18 protein-coding genes and 5 tRNA genes are annotated in these 18,186 nt (G+C 51.5%); 19 read left to right on the top strand and 4 right to left on the bottom strand.

Going from position 1 to position 18,186, the window contains the following annotated elements:
* Positions 1-595 precede the first annotated feature (595 nt).
* The 18 genes from cydA to pnuC all read left to right on the top strand — a co-directional run bounded on the left by cydA (position 596) and on the right by pnuC (position 12,535).
* Positions 596-2,164 carry a cytochrome ubiquinol oxidase subunit I gene (gene cydA, locus NNO04_RS05940; RefSeq protein WP_271443890.1) on the top strand — a complete coding sequence of 523 codons (1,569 nt, stop codon included), beginning with the start codon at positions 596-598 and terminating at the stop codon, positions 2,162-2,164.
* A gap of 15 nt (positions 2,165-2,179) precedes the next feature.
* Positions 2,180-3,319, top strand: coding sequence for a cytochrome d ubiquinol oxidase subunit II (cydB, locus tag NNO04_RS05935; protein WP_271443888.1), 1,140 nt, complete (start codon positions 2,180-2,182; stop codon positions 3,317-3,319).
* A 14-nt stretch (positions 3,320-3,333) separates the two neighbouring features.
* Entirely contained in the window at positions 3,334-3,447 is a 114-nt protein-coding gene (cydX, locus tag NNO04_RS05930) for a cytochrome bd-I oxidase subunit CydX (protein WP_061381940.1), read from the top strand.
* Positions 3,447-3,740 carry a cyd operon protein YbgE gene (ybgE, locus tag NNO04_RS05925; RefSeq protein WP_271443887.1) on the top strand — a complete coding sequence of 98 codons (294 nt, stop codon included), beginning with the start codon at positions 3,447-3,449 and terminating at the stop codon, positions 3,738-3,740. Before cydX ends, ybgE begins: the two co-directional genes overlap by 1 nt.
* 274 nt (positions 3,741-4,014) lie before the next feature.
* The gene (gene ybgC, locus NNO04_RS05920; RefSeq protein ID WP_192611606.1) at positions 4,015-4,419 is read left to right on the top strand and encodes a tol-pal system-associated acyl-CoA thioesterase; all 405 of its coding nucleotides are present in this window, start codon (positions 4,015-4,017) and stop codon (positions 4,417-4,419) included.
* Positions 4,416-5,108, top strand: coding sequence for a Tol-Pal system protein TolQ (gene tolQ, locus NNO04_RS05915; protein ID WP_271443886.1), 693 nt, complete (start codon positions 4,416-4,418; stop codon positions 5,106-5,108). Before ybgC ends, tolQ begins: the two co-directional genes overlap by 4 nt.
* Before the next feature lie 3 nt (positions 5,109-5,111).
* Complete coding sequence (tolR, locus tag NNO04_RS05910) at positions 5,112-5,540, top strand: colicin uptake protein TolR (RefSeq protein ID WP_192611607.1); 429 nt, start codon at positions 5,112-5,114, stop codon at positions 5,538-5,540.
* Positions 5,541-5,604: 64 nt separating this feature from the next.
* The gene (gene tolA / locus NNO04_RS05905; protein WP_271443885.1) at positions 5,605-6,876 is read left to right on the top strand and encodes a cell envelope integrity protein TolA; all 1,272 of its coding nucleotides are present in this window, start codon (positions 5,605-5,607) and stop codon (positions 6,874-6,876) included.
* 132 nt (positions 6,877-7,008) lie between these two features.
* On the top strand, positions 7,009-8,301 hold the full coding sequence (gene tolB / locus NNO04_RS05900) for a Tol-Pal system beta propeller repeat protein TolB (RefSeq protein ID WP_162383429.1): 1,293 nt from the start codon (positions 7,009-7,011) through the stop codon (positions 8,299-8,301).
* A gap of 34 nt (positions 8,302-8,335) precedes the next feature.
* Positions 8,336-8,854 (top strand): peptidoglycan-associated lipoprotein Pal, encoded by a 519-nt coding sequence (gene pal, locus NNO04_RS05895; protein ID WP_162383422.1) that lies wholly within the window; start codon positions 8,336-8,338, stop codon positions 8,852-8,854.
* Positions 8,855-8,863: 9 nt separating this feature from the next.
* Complete coding sequence (gene cpoB, locus NNO04_RS05890; protein ID WP_271443884.1) at positions 8,864-9,658, top strand: cell division protein CpoB; 795 nt, start codon at positions 8,864-8,866, stop codon at positions 9,656-9,658.
* Between the two features lie 164 nt (positions 9,659-9,822).
* Positions 9,823-9,898: transfer RNA gene (locus tag NNO04_RS05885), tRNA-Lys, on the top strand.
* Between the two features lie 26 nt (positions 9,899-9,924).
* Positions 9,925-10,000 (top strand) — tRNA-Val (locus tag NNO04_RS05880).
* A gap of 3 nt (positions 10,001-10,003) precedes the next feature.
* Positions 10,004-10,079, top strand: a tRNA-Lys gene (locus NNO04_RS05875).
* A 45-nt stretch (positions 10,080-10,124) separates the two neighbouring features.
* Positions 10,125-10,200, top strand: a tRNA-Lys gene (locus NNO04_RS05870).
* Positions 10,201-10,232: 32 nt separating this feature from the next.
* Positions 10,233-10,308: transfer RNA gene (locus tag NNO04_RS05865), tRNA-Lys, on the top strand.
* Between the two features lie 436 nt (positions 10,309-10,744).
* Positions 10,745-11,788: a quinolinate synthase NadA gene (gene nadA, locus NNO04_RS05855; protein WP_271443889.1), complete on the top strand. Its 1,044-nt coding sequence runs from the start codon at positions 10,745-10,747 to the stop codon at positions 11,786-11,788.
* 27 nt (positions 11,789-11,815) lie between these two features.
* Positions 11,816-12,535: a nicotinamide riboside transporter PnuC gene (pnuC, locus tag NNO04_RS05850; protein ID WP_271443883.1), complete on the top strand. Its 720-nt coding sequence runs from the start codon at positions 11,816-11,818 to the stop codon at positions 12,533-12,535.
* Here pnuC and zitB read toward each other — a convergent pair.
* Positions 12,532-13,473 carry a CDF family zinc transporter ZitB gene (gene zitB, locus NNO04_RS05845; RefSeq protein ID WP_271443882.1) on the bottom strand — a complete coding sequence of 314 codons (942 nt, stop codon included), beginning with the start codon at positions 13,471-13,473 and terminating at the stop codon, positions 12,532-12,534. The two genes, pnuC and zitB, sit on opposite strands and share 4 nt — an antisense overlap.
* Before the next feature lie 383 nt (positions 13,474-13,856).
* On the opposite strand from zitB, the gene aroG reads away from it, so the two are divergent.
* A complete protein-coding gene (gene aroG / locus NNO04_RS05840; RefSeq protein WP_271443881.1) occupies positions 13,857-14,909 on the top strand; it encodes a 3-deoxy-7-phosphoheptulonate synthase AroG in 1,053 nt (350 codons plus the stop codon).
* Positions 14,910-15,042: 133 nt separating this feature from the next.
* Here aroG and gpmA read toward each other — a convergent pair whose 3' ends face one another.
* The 3 genes from gpmA to galK all read right to left on the bottom strand — a co-directional run bounded on the left by gpmA (position 15,043) and on the right by galK (position 18,183).
* Positions 15,043-15,795 (bottom strand): 2,3-diphosphoglycerate-dependent phosphoglycerate mutase, encoded by a 753-nt coding sequence (gene gpmA, locus NNO04_RS05835; RefSeq protein ID WP_162383415.1) that lies wholly within the window; start codon positions 15,793-15,795, stop codon positions 15,043-15,045.
* Between the two features lie 205 nt (positions 15,796-16,000).
* Complete coding sequence (gene galM, locus NNO04_RS05830; RefSeq protein WP_271443880.1) at positions 16,001-17,041, bottom strand: galactose-1-epimerase; 1,041 nt, start codon at positions 17,039-17,041, stop codon at positions 16,001-16,003.
* On the bottom strand, positions 17,035-18,183 hold the full coding sequence (gene galK / locus NNO04_RS05825) for a galactokinase (protein ID WP_271443879.1): 1,149 nt from the start codon (positions 18,181-18,183) through the stop codon (positions 17,035-17,037). Before galK ends, galM begins: the two co-directional genes overlap by 7 nt.
* Between the last annotated feature and the right edge of the window lie 3 nt (positions 18,184-18,186).

The raw sequence follows: 18,186 nt of genomic DNA, 5'->3' as shown, positions 1-18,186 counted from the left end.
AAGTGAAATTATTGTGATTGTTTTTTTGTGATGGATTTCCGTTATGGAAAATAACCATCAATTGGCTACGCTAAAAAGTTAAGTCGGGGAACGGGCGAACTCCAATGATACGTTAATAAAAATACAGTTTTTTTATGCGTATGAGTTCATGTGGTAATCATTCGTTTCAATTTAAGTACATATCCGCAACATTAACTTCACTGAAGTTACTGGTAGTACACATTGTTAACTGATTTTATGGATTTTGATATAAATCAAAGTTTAATCCTTGGAAAAGCACCTTAAAACACGATAAATTGTTCGCGATCAAATTGGTGAAAAAGTGATAACTTCGCTATAAATTGATCACTGTCGAAAAACGTAAATCTAACTCAATAAAAACCTGTTTATTGTAAGGATTTTGCGGCGTAATATAATTGCGGGATCAATTTGAGTTTTTTATTAACATGTTTGTAACCTTTCATCGTTGCTGTTTCATCTCACGACAAAACAGTAACGAAGAAAGCGAGCAAATAAATTTGTATTGGGGCATACGTGTGACCCTTTCTAACGGGGTTCACTCTCGGAGTCTTCATGCGATGAGCAAGGAGTCATGATGTTAGATATAGTCGAACTGTCGCGCTTACAGTTTGCCTTGACCGCGATGTACCACTTCCTGTTTGTGCCACTGACGCTCGGTATGGCGTTTTTGCTGGCCATTATGGAAACGGTCTACGTCCTTTCCGGCAAACAGATTTATAAAGATATGACCAAGTTCTGGGGCAAGTTGTTTGGGATCAACTTCGCTCTGGGTGTGGCAACCGGTCTGACCATGGAGTTCCAGTTCGGGACTAACTGGTCTTACTATTCTCACTATGTAGGGGATATCTTCGGTGCGCCGCTGGCGATCGAAGGTCTGATGGCCTTCTTCCTCGAATCTACCTTTGTAGGTCTGTTCTTCTTTGGTTGGGACCGTCTGGGTAAAGTCCAGCATATGTGTGTCACCTGGTTGGTGGCTCTGGGTTCAAACCTTTCCGCGTTGTGGATCCTGGTCGCTAACGGCTGGATGCAGAACCCAATTGCAGCGGATTTCAACTTTGAAACCATGCGCATGGAGATGCTGAGCTTCTCTGAACTGGTGCTTAACCCGGTTGCACAGGTGAAATTCGTTCACACTGTCGCATCTGGTTATGTGTGTGGCGCGATGTTCGTTCTGGGTATCAGCTCCTACTACATGCTGCGTGGTCGTGACTTCGCGTTCGCTAAACGCTCTTTTGCCATCGCTGCCAGCTTCGGTATGGCTGCCATTCTCTCTGTTATCGTTCTGGGTGATGAATCCGGTTACGAAATGGGCGACGTGCAGAAAACCAAACTTGCCGCCATTGAAGCTGAATGGGAAACCCAGCCTGCACCGGCATCCTTTACGCTGTTCGGTATTCCGGACCAGGATGCGCAGGAAAACCGTTTTGCGATTCAAATTCCTTATGCGCTGGGCATCATTGCCACCCGCTCTGTTGATACGCAGGTCATTGGTCTGAAAGACCTGATGGTGCAGCACGAAGAGCGTATCCGTAACGGGATGAAGGCGTATCAACTGCTGGAAGAACTGCGTGCTGGCTCAACCGATCAGGCCGTTCGCGACCAGTTCAACAGCATGAAGAAAGACCTGGGATACGGTCTTCTGCTGAAACGCTATACGGATAAGGTCACCGATGCGACCGAATCGCAGATTCAGCAGGCAACGAAAGATTCAATTCCTCGCGTTGCGCCGCTGTACTTCGCTTTCCGTATCATGGTGGCGTGCGGCATTCTGATGCTGGCGATTATCGCGGTGTCCTTCTGGACTGTCATTCGTAACCGTATCGGCGAGAAAAAATGGCTGCTGCGCACAGCGCTGTATGCGATTCCTCTGCCGTGGATTGCCATTGAGTCCGGTTGGTTCGTCGCAGAGTATGGTCGTCAACCGTGGGCAATCGGTGAAGTGTTACCGACAGCAGTGGCGAATTCTTCGCTGACTGCCGGCGACCTCATCTTCTCGATGCTGTTGATTTGCGGCCTGTACACCCTGTTCCTGGTGGCTGAACTGTACCTGATGTTTAAGTTCGCACGCCGTGGTCCGAGCAGCCTGAAAACCGGTCGTTATCACTACGAGCAGTCCACTGTGACTTCTCAGCCGGCACGCTAAGACAGGAGTCGTCAAATGATCGATTATGAAGTATTGCGTTTTATCTGGTGGCTGCTGGTTGGCATTCTGCTGATTGGTTTTGCGGTCACTGATGGCTTCGACATGGGGGTGGGCATGCTCACCCGATTCCTCGGTCGTAATGATACCGAGCGTCGAATTATGATTAACTCCATCGCCCCGCACTGGGACGGTAACCAGGTTTGGTTGATCACCGCGGGTGGCGCATTGTTCGCGGCATGGCCGATGGTGTATGCCGCTGCGTTCTCCGGTTTTTATGTGGCGATGATCCTGGTACTGGCGTCCTTGTTCTTCCGTCCGGTCGGTTTTGATTACCGCTCCAAGATTGAAGATATGCGCTGGCGCAACATGTGGGACTGGGGCATCTTTATTGGTAGCTTCGTTCCACCGCTGGTGATTGGCGTGGCGTTCGGCAACCTGCTGCAAGGGGTTCCGTTCCACGTAGACGACTACATGCGTTTGTACTACACCGGTAACTTCTTCCAGCTGCTGAATCCGTTTGGTCTGCTGGCGGGTGTCGTAAGTGTGGGGATGATCATCACTCAGGGCGCGACCTATCTGCAGATGCGTACCGTGGGTGAACTTCATCTGCGTGCACGTTTGACTTCGCAGGTTGCGGCTCTGGTGACACTGGTCTGCTTCGCTCTGGCGGGTGTGTGGGTGATTTACGGTATTGACGGTTATGTTGTGACCTCCGCACTGGATCACCATGCCGCCTCTAACCCGCTGACCAAAGAGGTCGCTCGTGAAGCGGGCGCATGGATGGTGAACTTTAACAATGCACCTATCCTGTGGCTGGTTCCGGCGCTGGGCGTCGTTCTGCCACTGTTGACCATCCTGACGTCTCGTATGGAGAAAGGGGCCTGGGCGTTCGTCTTCTCCTCACTGACGTTGGCTTGCATCATCCTGACTGCCGGTATCGCGATGTTCCCGTTTGTGATGCCATCCAGCACCATGATGAACGCAAGTCTGACGATGTGGGATGCCACCTCCAGCCAGCGTACATTGAACCTGATGACCTGGGTTGCGGCGGTGTTTGTACCGATCATCCTGCTGTACACCGGCTGGTGTTACTGGAAGATGTTCGGCCGCATCACCAAAGAAGATATTGAAAGCAATACCCACTCTCTGTACTAAGTAAGGAGCTTAAAATGTGGTATTTCGCATGGATTTTGGGAACGCTTCTTGCCTGTGCATTTGGGATAATTACAGCGCTGGCGCTTGAGCACGTTGAATCAGGCAAAGCCGGACAAGAAGAAAGCTGATGACCAACATTATCGCGATGTTATATGCGGTAATGGATAAGCGCCCCTTGCGGGCGCTTTCCTTTGTGCTGGCAATCGTGTTGGCTGGCTGCATATTCTGGGACCCATCACGCTTCGCAGCAAAAACCAGCGAGCTGGAAATCTGGCATGGTTTTCTGTTGATGTGGGCGGTCTGTGCAGGTGTGATTCACGGTGTGGGATTTCGTCCCCGTGCGGTTCACTGGCAGGGGCTTTTCTCTCCATTGATTGCCGATATCGTGCTTATCACTGGCCTGTTTTTCTTCTTCCTTTGAATAAGAAACATCCTTAAATATTTATGGGCTTGCATAAGCCCATAATTTTTTACTCTCCCTTAACTTCCCCCCATTCCCAAGCCTCATCAGCGCGCGTATAGTAGCAACGTTTAAAATCTCTAACTTTTGTTGCATTACCGGGATGTAAAGTGAAGACAACGCTATATACAACAGCATTCTCGCGGCATCGCGGAGGCAAGTGCGCGAATCACCTGGAGCTTACAGGAGTAAGTGGCAGGTGTGAGTGGACGAAGCCAACAAAGAGGCGGCAGGAATGAACAAGTATATATTTCGATGGCCGGTTCGTGTCTACTATGAAGACACCGATGCCGGTGGTGTGGTTTATCACGCCAGTTACGTCGCTTTTTATGAAAGAGCACGCACAGAGATGTTGCGCCATCATCACTTCAGCCAGCAGGTGTTGCTGGCTGAACGAGTCGCCTTTGTGGTACGCAAAATGACACTGGAATATTTTGCGCCAGCGCGACTAGACGATATGCTCGAAATCCAAACAGAAATTACGTCAATGCGTGGCACCTCTTTGGTATTCACGCAACGCATTGTCAACGCAGAGAACACCGTGCTGAATGAAGCAGAAGTTCTGATTGTTTGCGTTGATCCACTCAAAATGAAGCCTCGTGCGCTTCCCAAGTCTATTGTCGCGGAGTTTAAGCAGTGACTGACATGAATATCCTTGATTTGTTCCTGAAGGCAAGCCTTCTGGTTAAACTTATCATGTTGATTTTGATTGGTTTTTCGATCGCATCCTGGGCTATTATTATCCAGCGAACTCGTATTCTTAACGCAGCTGCGCGTGAAGCTGAAGCGTTCGAAGATAAATTTTGGTCCGGAATCGAACTGTCTCGCCTGTATCAGGAAAGTCAGGGGCGCCGTGAAAACCTGGCCGGTTCGGAGCAAATCTTCTACAGCGGGTTCAAAGAGTTTGTGCGCCTGCATCGGGCGAACAATCATGCACCAGAAGCGGTGGTTGAGGGTGCATCCCGTGCGATGCGTATCTCGATGAACCGTGAATTGGAAACATTAGAAACGCATATTCCCTTCCTCGGTACGGTGGGCTCCATCAGTCCGTATATCGGTCTGTTTGGTACGGTCTGGGGGATTATGCACGCATTTATCGCGTTGGGAGCGGTAAAACAGGCCACCCTGCAGATGGTTGCGCCAGGTATCGCGGAAGCATTGATTGCAACGGCAATCGGTCTGTTCGCTGCTATTCCAGCCGTTATGGCTTACAACCGCCTGAATCAGCGCGTGAACAAGCTGGAACTGAATTACGACAACTTTATGGAAGAGTTCACCGCGATCCTGCACCGCCAGGCGTTTACCAGTAGCGAGAGCAACAAGGGGTAAGCCATGGCCAGAACGCGTGGACGAGGTCGTCGAGAACTTAAGTCCGAAATCAATATTGTACCGTTGCTCGACGTTCTGCTGGTGCTGCTGCTGATCTTTATGGCAACAGCGCCCATCATTACCCAGAGTGTGGAAGTCGATCTGCCGGATGCGACCGAGTCGCAGGCCGTGAGCAGCAATGACGAACCTCCGGTCATTATTGAAGTTTCCGGTATTGGGCAATACAGCGTGGTGGTTGAAAAAGATCGTATGGATCAGTTACCGCCAGAACAGGTTATTGCCGAGGCGAAAAGCCGCCTGGAGTCCAATCCGAAAACGGTCTTCTTAATCGGGGGCGCGAAAGATGTGCCTTACGATGAAATAATTAAAGCGCTGAACTTGTTACACAGTGCGGGCGTGAAGTCGGTTGGCTTGATGACGCAGCCAATCTGAAGTCTGCGTCCCTCTGGCTTGCAATATAGCGAGTAACAGACGAACAGTTTTTTGGGAACCGAGAGTGTCAAAGGCAACCGAACAAAACGACAAGCTCAAACGGGCGATAATTATTTCAGCGGTGCTGCATGTCATTTTATTTGCGGTACTGATCTGGAGTTCGTTCGATGAGCACATTGAGGCATCAGCAGGGGGCGGCGGTGGATCTTCCATTGACGCCGTCATGGTTGATCCTGGCGCTATTGTTCAGCAGTACGACCGTAAGCAGCAGCAACAGGCGAGTGCGAAGCGTGCTGAGCAACAGCGTGAAAAACAAGCGCAGCAGCAAGCCGAGGAACTTCGTGAGAAACAGGCTGCTGAACAAGAGCGTTTGAAACAACTTGAGAAAGAACGTTTAGCTGCGCAGGAAAAAGTGCGCGAGCAGACGGAGCAACAAAAACAGGCTGAAGCTGCAGCGGCAAAAGCGCAGGAGCAACAGAAGCTGGCAGAGGAAGCGGCGGCGAAAGCCGCTGCAGACGCGAAGGCCAAAGCGGATGCTCAGGCGAAACAAGCTGCTGAAGCCGCGAAGAAAGCGGCCGCAGACGCACAGAAAAAAGCGGAGGCTGAAGCCGCAAAAGCCGCTGCTGATGCGAAGAAAGCCGCTGAGGTGATGGCTGCTAAGGCTGCCGCTGAGGCTGCGAAAAAAGCACAGGCAGAAGCCGAGAAGCAAGCGGCAGCAGAGAAGGCCGCCGCTGAGAAAGCTGAAAAAGCCGCTGCTGCGAAAGCTGCCGCAGCTGAAAAAGCCGCAGCCGATAAGAAAGCGGCTGCAGAAAAAGCTGCTGCGGACAAAAAAGCCGCCGCTGAGAAGGCTGCTGCAGATAAAAAAGCGGCTGCCGATAAGAAAGCTGCTGCAGATAAGGCCGCTGCAGCTAAAAAAGCGGCGGCTGAAAAAGCCGCTGCCGCTTCTGGTGTCGACGATCTGCTGGGCGATTTAAGCTCTGGTAAGAATGCACCGAAATCCGGCGGTGGGGCGAAAGGCAGCAATGCTTCCCCTGCGGGGAGTGGTAATACTAAAAATAATGGCGCATCAGGTGCGGATATCAGCAACTATGCCGGGCAGATTAAATCTGCCATTGAGAGTAAGTTTTATGACGCCTCGTCCTATACAGGGAAAACCTGTACGTTGCGCATAAAGCTGGCTTCCGACGGTATGTTACTGGATATTCAATCTGAAGGTGGCGATCCCGCGCTTTGTCAGGCAGCGCTTGCAGCAGCCAGACAGGCGAAGATTCCAAAACCACCGAGCCAGGCGGTATATGAAGTGTTTAAAAACGCACCTCTGGACTTTAAACCGTAAGCCAGGTTTTCCCGGTCGTGACGGGAAAAAACAAACTGCGGTAGTCGCTGGGTTCTGGTAGTTTTGTGTATTTGAGTTTGTTAACATTCTGCTAAATTATCGTGGGCTTTCCGCCTGGATAAGGGAGATATGATGAAGCAGGCATTACGAGTAGCATTTGGTTTTCTGATGCTGTGGGCAGCCGTGCTGCACGCAGAAGTACGTATCGAGATCACCCAGGGGGTGGACTCGGCGCGCCCAATTGGCGTTGTGCCATTCCAGTGGGCGGGGCCGGGCGCAGCCCCTGAAGATATCGGTGGTATCGTGGGTGCTGACCTGCGCAACAGCGGTAAATTTAATCCGCTAGACCGTTCTCGCCTGCCTCAGCAGCCGGGTACCGCTCAGGAAGTTCAGCCTGCGGCTTGGTCTGCTTTGGGCATTGACGCAGTCGTGGTCGGCCAGGTAACGCCGAATCCGGACGGTTCCTACAATGTTGCGTATCAGTTGGTTGACACTGGTGGTGCACCGGGTACCGTTCTGGCGCAGAACTCTTACAAAGTGAACAAGCAGTGGCTGCGTTATGCGGGTCATACTGCAAGTGACGAAGTGTTCGAAAAACTGACCGGTATTAAGGGCGCATTCCGTACCCGTATCGCTTATGTGGTTCAGACCAATGGCGGTCAGTTCCCGTATGAATTGCGTGTGTCTGACTACGATGGCTATAACCAGTTCGTGGTTCACCGTTCCCCGCAGCCGCTGATGTCTCCGGCATGGTCTCCGGACGGTTCTAAACTGGCATACGTTACCTTTGAAAGCGGTCGTTCTGCGCTGGTCATCCAGACGTTGTCTAACGGTGCGGTTCGTCAGGTTGCTTCTTTCCCGCGTCACAACGGTGCGCCGGCATTCTCTCCGGACGGCAGCAAACTGGCGTTTGCCTTGTCTAAAACCGGTAGTCTGAACCTGTATGTGATGGACATTGGTTCTGGCCAGATCCGCCAGGTGACGGATGGTCGTAGCAACAACACTGAACCGACCTGGTTCCCGGACAGCCAGAATCTGGCATTTACCTCTGACCAGGCTGGTCGTCCACAGGTGTATAAAGTCAATGTCAACGGCGGTGCTCCGCAACGTATTACCTGGGAAGGATCGCAAAACCAGGATTCTGATGTGAGCAGCGACGGTAAATTTATGGTAATGGTAAGCTCAAATAGTGGGCAACAACACATTGCCAAACAAGATCTGGTAACGGGTGGCGTACAAGTTCTGTCGTCAACGTTCCTGGATGAAACGCCAAGTCTGGCACCTAACGGCACTATGGTAATCTACAGCTCTTCTCAGGGGATGGGATCCGTGCTGAATTTGGTTTCTACAGATGGGCGTTTCAAGGCGCGTCTTCCGGCAACTGATGGTCAGGTTAAATTCCCTGCCTGGTCGCCGTATCTGTGATAATAAATAATTGATTAATAAAGGAATCATTGAAATGCAACTGAACAAAGTGCTGAAGGGGCTGATGATCGCTCTGCCTGTTATGGCAATCGCGGCATGTTCTTCTAACAAGAACGCCAGCAATGACGGCAGCGAAGGCATGATGGGTGCTGGCACTGGTATGGATGCTAATGGCAGCGGCAACATGTCCTCCGAAGAGCAAGCGCGTCTGCAGATGCAACAGCTGCAGCAGAACAACATCGTTTACTTCGATCTGGACAAGTACGATATCCGTTCTGATTTCGCTGCAATGCTGGATGCGCACGCAAACTTCCTGCGTAGCAACCCGTCTTATAAAGTCACCGTAGAAGGTCACGCGGACGAACGTGGTACTCCTGAGTACAACATCTCCCTGGGCGAACGTCGTGCTAACGCTGTTAAAATGTACCTGCAGGGTAAAGGCGTTTCTGCTGACCAGATCTCCATCGTTTCTTACGGTAAAGAAAAACCTGCAGTACTGGGTCATGACGAAGCGGCTTACTCCAAAAACCGTCGTGCCGTACTGGTTTACTAAGAGAATGACATGAACAGTAACTTCAGACATCACCTGTTGAGTCTGTCGTTACTGGTTGGCATAGCGGCCCCCTGGGCCGCTTTTGCTCAGGCGCCAATCAGTAGTGTCGGCTCTGGCTCGGTCGAAGACCGCGTCACTCAACTCGAGCGTATTTCTAATGCTCATAGCCAGCTTTTAACCCAACTCCAGCAGCAACTTTCCGATAATCAGACTGATATTGATTCCCTGCGTGGTCAAATTCAGGAAAGCCAGTATCAACTGAATCAGGTTGTTGAACGTCAGAAACAGATCCTGTTGCAGATAGACAGTCTGAGTAGCGGTAACGCAGCAGCGCAGCCTGCAGCTGGCGATCAAAGTGGTGCGGCAACAACTACGCCAGCACCTGTTCCTGATGCTGGAGCAGCAACGTCAGGCGTGCCCGCTTCAAGCGGAGACGCGAATACGGATTACAACGCGGCAATTGCCCTGGTACATGATAAATCCCGTCAGGACGACGCGATTGTGGCGTTTCAGAACTTCGTCAAACAATACCCGGACTCAACGTACCAGCCGAATGCCAATTACTGGCTGGGGCAGTTGAATTACAACAAGGGTAAAAAAGATGATGCAGCGTTCTATTTTGCTTCGGTAGTGAAAAACTATCCGAAGTCACCGAAGGCTGCTGATGCGATGTTCAAAGTCGGCGTCATCATGCAGGACAAAGGCGATACAGAAAAAGCTAAAGCCGTTTACCAGCAGGTCATCAGTAAATACCCTGGTACTGATGGCGCGAAACAAGCGCAAAAACGTCTCAGCGCGATGTAATGCACACCATGCGACCAGAAATCGCATTATTTCTGGTCGTGTCGTGTGATTCATAAGCAGTTGAGTGATCTATATCGAAATTTTTGTTGCGCTGAAATCTGAAATCAGTAATATATGCCGCCGTTGCCACGGGATATCAAACAAACCAAAAGCAACGCAAAAGTGGGTCGTTAGCTCAGTTGGTAGAGCAGTTGACTTTTAATCAATTGGTCGCAGGTTCGAATCCTGCACGACCCACCACTTAAAGCAGTATCCAGCGTAGTATCGGGTGATTAGCTCAGCTGGGAGAGCACCTCCCTTACAAGGAGGGGGTCGGCGGTTCGATCCCGTCATCACCCACCACTCGGGTCGTTAGCTCAGTTGGTAGAGCAGTTGACTTTTAATCAATTGGTCGCAGGTTCGAATCCTGCACGACCCACCAATTTTAAATTGGTACCGAGTAAAATCTTTCAGGTAACACCCGTATGGGTCGTTAGCTCAGTTGGTAGAGCAGTTGACTTTTAATCAATTGGTCGCAGGTTCGAATCCTGCACGACCCACCATCCTGAATGATTAAAGTAGTAAATCCCGCAAGGGGTCGTTAGCTCAGTTGGTAGAGCAGTTGACTTTTAATCAATTGGTCGCAGGTTCGAATCCTGCACGACCCACCAATGTAAAAAGGCGCCCTAAAGGCGCCTTTTTGCTATGCGCAGAACTTAATGATTCGAACCTGCTGCAGGTTTGGGTCGAACGCAGTGAGACAACGGAGCCGTTTGCGGCGACGGTCCGAAGGGCGAGTGAAGCGAGTCATCCTGCACGACCCACCAATGTAAAAGAGGGCGCTGGCGGTGCCTTTTTGCTATCTGCAATTTGGGTAATTGTCTGATAGCGCTTCGCTTCTCAGATCCACACTCGTTCTGTCTTTGTTGACCGGGTAAGCACCAACGCCATTCGACACTCAATACATACACTCATGCCCAAAATCCCCACGACTTTTCCCACTGTTTCGGCTATCTTGTTTAGCATACAAAACACCCATGTCTTATTAATGCGCTTAGCGCGCTAATAACCGACAATTTCGTTAAGCCAGTAAAACGAGAAAGCATGATGAGCGTGATGTTTGATCCAGAAGCCGCAATTTATCCGTTTCCACCGAAGCCAGCACCACTGAGCGCGGATGAAAAACACTACTACCGTGAGAAAATCAAACGTCTGCTGAAAGAGCGGGATGCTGTAATGGTTGCCCACTATTACACCGACCCGGAAATCCAGCAACTGGCCGAAGAAACCGGCGGCTGTATTTCGGATTCGCTTGAGATGGCGCGCTTTGGCGCGAAACATTCGGCGTCAACCCTGCTGGTTGCAGGGGTGCGGTTTATGGGGGAAACCGCCAAAATCCTCAGCCCGGAAAAAACAATCCTGATGCCGACCCTGCAGGCGGAATGTTCGCTGGATTTGGGATGTCCGATCGACGCATTCAGCGCTTTTTGTGATGCCCATCCGGAACGCACCGTGGTGGTCTATGCCAACACGTCAGCCGCGGTAAAAGCGCGGGCTGACTGGGTGGTGACGTCCAGCATCGCCGTTGAACTTATTGAACATCTTGATAGTTTAGGTGAAAAAATCATCTGGGCTCCGGATCGCCATCTGGGTAACTACGTACAGAAAAAGACCGGTGCTGATGTGCTATGTTGGCAGGGCGCCTGCATTGTACACGATGAGTTTAAAACCCAGGCCTTAACCCGCATGAAAGGGCTTTATCCCAATGCCGCCGTGCTGGTACATCCTGAGTCACCTCAGTCGATCGTTGATATGGCCGATGCGGTGGGGTCAACCAGTCAGCTCATCAATGCGGCGAAAACGTTGCCGCACCAGCAACTGATTGTGGCGACCGACCGGGGTATTTTCTACAAAATGCAACAGGCGGTTCCTGAGAAAGAGTTGCTCGAAGCGCCGACGGCGGGAGAAGGTGCGACCTGTCGTAGTTGCGCGCATTGTCCCTGGATGGCGATGAACGGCCTTAAAGCGATTGCTGAAGGCCTGGAACAAGGCGGAGCGTCCCATGAAATCCATGTTGATGAAACGCTGCGAGAAGGGGCTTTATTGCCGTTAAACCGCATGCTGGAATTTGCGGCTACACTACGAGCTTAATCATGGCGTTTTGCTCTGGGGGAAAAGATGGATTTTTTTAGCACGCAGAACATTCTGGTTCATATCCCAATCGGCGCGGGAGGGTACGCTCTGTCGTGGATTGAGGCTGTGGGGACTGTCGCCGGTTTATTGTGTATCGGACTGGCGAGTCTGGAGAAGATCAGCAATTACTTCTTTGGTCTGATTAACGTTACGTTATTCGCCATTATTTTCTTTCAGATCCAACTCTATGCCAGCCTGCTGTTACAGGTCTTTTTCTTTGCCGCCAATATCTACGGCTGGTATGCCTGGTCCCGGCAAACCAGCCAACATGAAACGGAACTGAAAATTCGCTGGCTGCCGTTGCCAAAAGCGCTGAGTTGGCTGGCTGTCTGCGTGGTAGCCATTGGTTTCATGACGGCATTCATCGACCCGGTATTTGCCTTCCTGACAAAAATTGCTGTGAATATTATGCAGGCGCTGGGGTTGCAGGTCACCGCGCCTGAGCTTCAGCCTGACGCCTTCCCCTTCTGGGATTCCTGCATGATGGTACTGTCGATTGTGGCGATGATCCTGATGACGCGCAAATACGTTGAAAACTGGCTACTGTGGGTGGTCATCAACGTCATCAGCGTGGTGATCTTCGCGCTACAAGGCGTTTACGCGATGTCGCTGGAATACCTGATCCTGACGTTCATTGCCCTGAATGGCAGTCGGATGTGGATCAACAGCGCGCGCAAACGCGGCTCACGCGCGCTTTCCCATTAATGGTGGTGATGTATAGGCCCGGATTGCCTCTGGTTCAGATGGCAATCCGGACCGTTACAGGGTTGATACTCTAACTGTATGGTGGCGTGTTCAATCTGGTAATGATGGATCAGAAAATGCTGGATGCGCGCCAGCAAGGCATCATGATCGTGCGGTGGGATCACCTGCACATGCATCGTCATCACCGGTTTTTCACCGACCATCCAGACATGCACATGATGCACATTACGTACTTCCGGGATATCCCTGCTGAGATGACGCTGTAATGCGGCAATATCCAGTGAAACCGGCGCACCTTCCAAGAGTTCATTGACGCTATCTTTTAACAAACGCCATGCGCTTCTTAGCACCAGCAGGGAAACCAGAATCGAGAGGATCGGGTCGGCAGGCGTCCAGCCCGTCCAGATGATAATCAGCGCAGCAATGATTGCCCCGACTGACCCCAGTAAGTCCCCCATCACATGCAAGGCTGCGGCCCTGACGTTGAGGTTTTTTTCTTCACTGCCGCGGTGCAGTATCCAGAATGAGAGCACATTGGCCATCAGTCCGGCGACGGCGATAACCATCATCATGCCGCCTGCAACGGGTCGCGGTGTATAGAAACGTTCAATGGCCTCCCAGACGATCAAAATGGTGATCACTACCAGCGCGATGGCATTTACAAACGCAGCCAGTGTCGTGAGTCTTAGCCAGCCAAAGGTATGGCGGATCGTGGGCGGTCGCCGGGAAAACTGTACGGCCAGTAGGGCAAAGAGCAGGGCGGCGGCGTCGGTGAGCATGTGGCCTGCATCCGCCAACAGAGCCAGCGAGCCGGAGATTATTCCGCCTACCACCTCAACCAACATAAATCCGGCGGTGACACAAAATGCGAACAGCAACCGACGGGCATTGTTATCTTCCGGCAGGTGAGGTGAAGTATGAGTATGTGAGTGCGCCATAGTGTCATCCCTTTGTTATTCTCATCATTACTGTATGACATCATACGGATTTTTGACTGATAAAATAAAAAGGAGAGCTTGTACTCTCCCGATATCAGCTAAATTTCAGGTTTTGCGGGAATCTGCAGGCGTTGAGAAGTGGGCGTTAACGACTGCGGTAAGGCGATTTAGCACAGCATAGAATCTGGGAAATAATTTTAATAAGAGCAATTGAAGTTGAAAATTGTAGCCTGGATCTCGTTTATCGCTACTTTATGGCGTTTTTCAACTGATTTCAGGATTAATCCATGCAAACTGTAAAACCCAGTTTACACTTTCGGGATGAAGATATAGATTGGAGGGATTGCATTCATTTATATAAGTATGGCAACGCTGGAATAATCATGAATTATCAGAACGACGATTTACGCATTAAAGAGATCAACGAGTTATTACCGCCGGTCGCACTCCTGGAAAAATTCCCCGCTACTGAAAACGCTGCCAACACGGTAGCGCATGCCCGTAAAGCGATTCATAAAATTCTGAAAGGCAATGACGATCGCCTGCTGGTCGTGATTGGACCGTGTTCAATTCATGATCCGGCGGCGGCCAAAGAGTATGCGGCTCGCCTGCTGACGCTGCGTGAAGAATTAAAAGACGATCTTGAGATCGTCATGCGCGTTTATTTTGAAAAACCACGCACCACCGTGGGCTGGAAGGGGTTGATCAACGATCCGCACATGGATAACAGCTTCCAGATCAACGATGGTCTGCGTATCGCGCGTAAGTTATTGCTGGATATCAATGATAGCGGTTTACCGGCTGCCGGTGAGTTCCTTGACATGATCACCCCACAATACCTTGCCGACCTGATGAGCTGGGGCGCCATTGGGGCGCGTACCACCGAATCTCAGGTTCACCGTGAACTGGCTTCAGGGCTTTCCTGCCCGGTAGGATTCAAAAATGGCACCGATGGCACGATCAAGGTCGCCATTGACGCTATCAACGCCGCAGGGGCACCGCACTGTTTCCTTTCCGTCACTAAATGGGGTCACTCCGCGATTGTGAATACCAGCGGAAATGGCGACTGCCATATCATTTTGCGTGGCGGGAAAGAACCGAACTACAGCGCGCAGCACGTCGCTGCCGTGAAAGAGGGGCTTGGGAAAGCAGGGCTGCCTTCACAGGTGATGATCGATTTTAGCCACGCCAATTCCAGCAAGCAGTTCAAAAAGCAGATGGATGTCTGCGCGGATGTCTGCCAGCAAATTGCCGGTGGAGAAAAGGCGATTATTGGCGTGATGGTGGAGAGCCATCTGGTCGAAGGTAATCAAAACCTGGAAGGCGGTGAACCGCTGACCTACGGTAAAAGCATTACCGATGCCTGTATTGGTTGGGAAGACACCGACTCGCTGCTGCGTAAGTTGTCAAACGCGGTTAAAGCGCGCCGCGGATAAATCACCTTACCTGCTCCAGTTCCAGAGCCGACTCTTGCAGTTGGCTTTTTTTGTGCCATCTTTTCGGGATATATAAAAATATAGCACCGGGTAGCCGATTGATGACGAATGGCTACCCGGCTGATGAGATGGATTACTTCGCTTTGCCCTGGTTCGCTACGGCAGCCGCTTTTGCAGCGATTTCGTCAGCATTACCCAGATAGTAATGTTTGATTGGCTTGAAGTTTTCATCGAACTCATACACCAGCGGTACGCCGGTTGGGATATTCAGTTCAAGAATTTCATCTTCACCCATATTATCCAGGTATTTCACCAGCGCGCGCAGGGAGTTACCGTGAGCGGCGATAATGACGCGCTCACCGCTTTTCATGCGCGGCAGAATGGATTCATTCCAGTAAGGGATGACACGATCAATGGTCAGCGCCAGGCTTTCTGTCACCGGCAGCTCTTTGTCAGTCAGTTTGGCATAACGCGGATCGTGGCCCGGGAAGCGCTCATCGTCTTTGGTCAGCTCTGGCGGTGTAACCGCAAAGCCACGACGCCACTGTTTCACCTGCTCATCACCGTATTTCTCTGCGGTTTCGGCTTTGTTCAGACCCTGCAGCGCGCCGTAGTGACGCTCGTTCAGTTTCCAGGATTTTTCTACCGGCAGCCAGGCCTGATCCAGTTCGTCCAGTACGTTCCACAGGGTGTGGATGGCACGTTTCAGCACAGAGGTATAAGCAAAATCAAAGCTATAGCCTTCTTCTTTCAGCAGTTTACCTGCCGCTTTTGCTTCGCCCACGCCTTTCTCAGACAGATCAACATCGTACCAGCCGGTGAAGCGGTTTTCGTTGTTCCACTGACTTTCACCATGACGTACCAGAACCAGCTTAGTTACAGCCATATGCTTACTCCTCAATCTTCATCTAATGATAATAATTCTCATTATATTGCCGTGACGAATCTGCGGCAATCCTTACGCATAACCATAGCGAAAATAGTGACGCAGTGTAAGGTTCTTGTGAACTCATGGTTGCGATTTTGTCTTCGAATGATGGGGAATTGAGCAGGATGGAGATAAAACCGCCCTCCGTTCGGAGGGCGCTTAATCAGGCAGGAATAAACTGATATTCGGTCAGGCTCACATATTCTTCGCCCGGGCGAAGAATACAGTCTGGCTGCGGCCATTGGGGATGGTTTGGGCTGTCCGGCAGGAATTCACTTTCCAGCGCCAGACCTTGCCAGTCGGCATAGGCGTCCGGGCCACGGGAAGGTGTCCCGCCCAGATAGTTACCGGAATAAAATTGCAGTGCCGGTGCCGAGGTGTACACCTTCATCTGCAACTTTTCATCCTGTGACCACAGATGTGCGCAAGGAGTACGGGCATCGCCCCTGGCCTGCAACAAAAATGCGTGGTCATATCCCTTCACTTTGCGTTGATCGTCATCAGCAAGAAACGCGCTGGCGATCGTTTTCGCATGGCGGAAATCAAATGAAGTGCCGACAACGGATTTCAGCCCTTCGCGCGGGATACCCGCTTCATCAACCGGCAGATAATTATCTGCCAGAATTTGCAGCTTATGATTGCGGACATCGGTCACATCGCCATCCAGGTTGAAATAAACGTGGTTGGTCAGATTGACCGGGCAAGGTTTATCCACCGCCGCGCGATAGGTTACCGAAATGCGATTGTCCTCGGTCAGTCGATATTGCGCGGTGGCGCACAGACGCCCTGGGAAGCCCTGGTCGCCATCTTCGGACGTCAACGCGAACAATACCTGGCAATCATTTTGGTTGACGACCTGCCAGCGACGTTTATCAAAACCGTCGGGGCCGCCATGCAGTTGGTTTTCACCCTGACTTGGCAGCAGGCTGACCGTTTCACCCGCATAACTGTAGCGGCTATCGGCGATGCGGTTAGCATAACGACCTATAGATGCGCCGAGAAACGCTGACTGTTCGGGATACTGTTCCGGGCTGGAACAGCCCAGCAAGGCTTCGCGAACACTGCCGTCGCTCAGGGGGATCCGGGCGGAAAGAAGCGTGGCTCCCCAGTCCATCAGCGTAACCACCATCCCTGCGCTGTTGCGCAGGGTTAACAGGCGGTATGGCTGACCATCGGGGGCCAGTGCGGGAGTTTCATTTAGCACTGTCCGGCTCCTTGTGAAGGTTTGCAGACGTAGAAGGTTTCTTTGATGCCGGTTTTTGCTTCGTACTGCTCAGCCACGGCGTGTTGTACGGCAGGTACCATCGCTTCTGGGATCAGCGCGACGATGCAGCCGCCGAAGCCGCCGCCGGTCATGCGCACGCCGCCGTTTTCGCCAATGGTCGCTTTGACGATCTCAACCAGCGTATCGATCTGCGGTACGGTGATTTCAAAATCATCACGCATAGAGGCGTGAGATTCGGCCATCAACTCACCCATACGTTTCAGGTCGCCGTTCTCCAGCGCATTTGCCGCTTCAACGGTACGCGCGTTTTCAGTCAGGACGTGACGAACGCGTTTTGCCACCACCGGGTCCAGCTTGCTGGCCACCGCGTTGAAGGCATCAAGGCTGACATCGCGAAGAGCGGGTTGTTGGAAGAAGCGTGCGCCTGTTTCGCACTGTTCGCGGCGAGTGTTGTATTCACTACCCACCAGCGTACGTTTAAAGTTGCTGTTGATGATAACGATCGCCACGCCTTTTGGCATCGATACAGCTTTAGTGGCCAGTGAACGGCAGTCGATAAGCAACGCATGGTCTTTCTTGCCCAGCGCGGAGATCAACTGATCCATAATACCGCAGTTACAGCCAACAAACTGATTTTCTGCTTCCTGGCCGTTGAGCGCGATTTGCGCGCCATCCAGCGGCAGATGATAAAGCTGCTGGAACACGGTACCGACCGCCACTTCCAGCGCGGCGGAAGAGCTTAAACCCGCGCCTTGCGGCACGTTGCCGCTAATGACCAAATCAGCGCCGCCAAAACCCGCGTGACGTTTTTGCAGGTGTTTTACCACACCGCGTACGTAGTTTGACCATTGCTGGCTGTCGTGGGTGACGATGGGGGCGTCAAGGGAGAATTCGTCAATCTGATTGTCATAATCGACAGCAATGACACGAACTTTACGATCGTCGCGCGTTGCGCAGCTAATTACTGTCTGATAGTCGATAGCGCAGGGCAGCACGAAACCGTCGTTGTAATCGGTATGTTCGCCGATCAGATTAACGCGGCCAGGCGCCTGAATGGTGTGGGTGGCAGGGTAGCCAAAAATTTCTGCAAACAGAGATTGTGTATTCTCTTTCAGACTCATTTT

The sequence above is a fragment of the Citrobacter sp. Awk 4 genome (genome assembly GCF_028069725.1).
Lineage (GTDB): Bacteria > Pseudomonadota > Gammaproteobacteria > Enterobacterales > Enterobacteriaceae > Citrobacter_D.
This window is presented reverse-complemented; position numbering and strand designations above follow the sequence as displayed.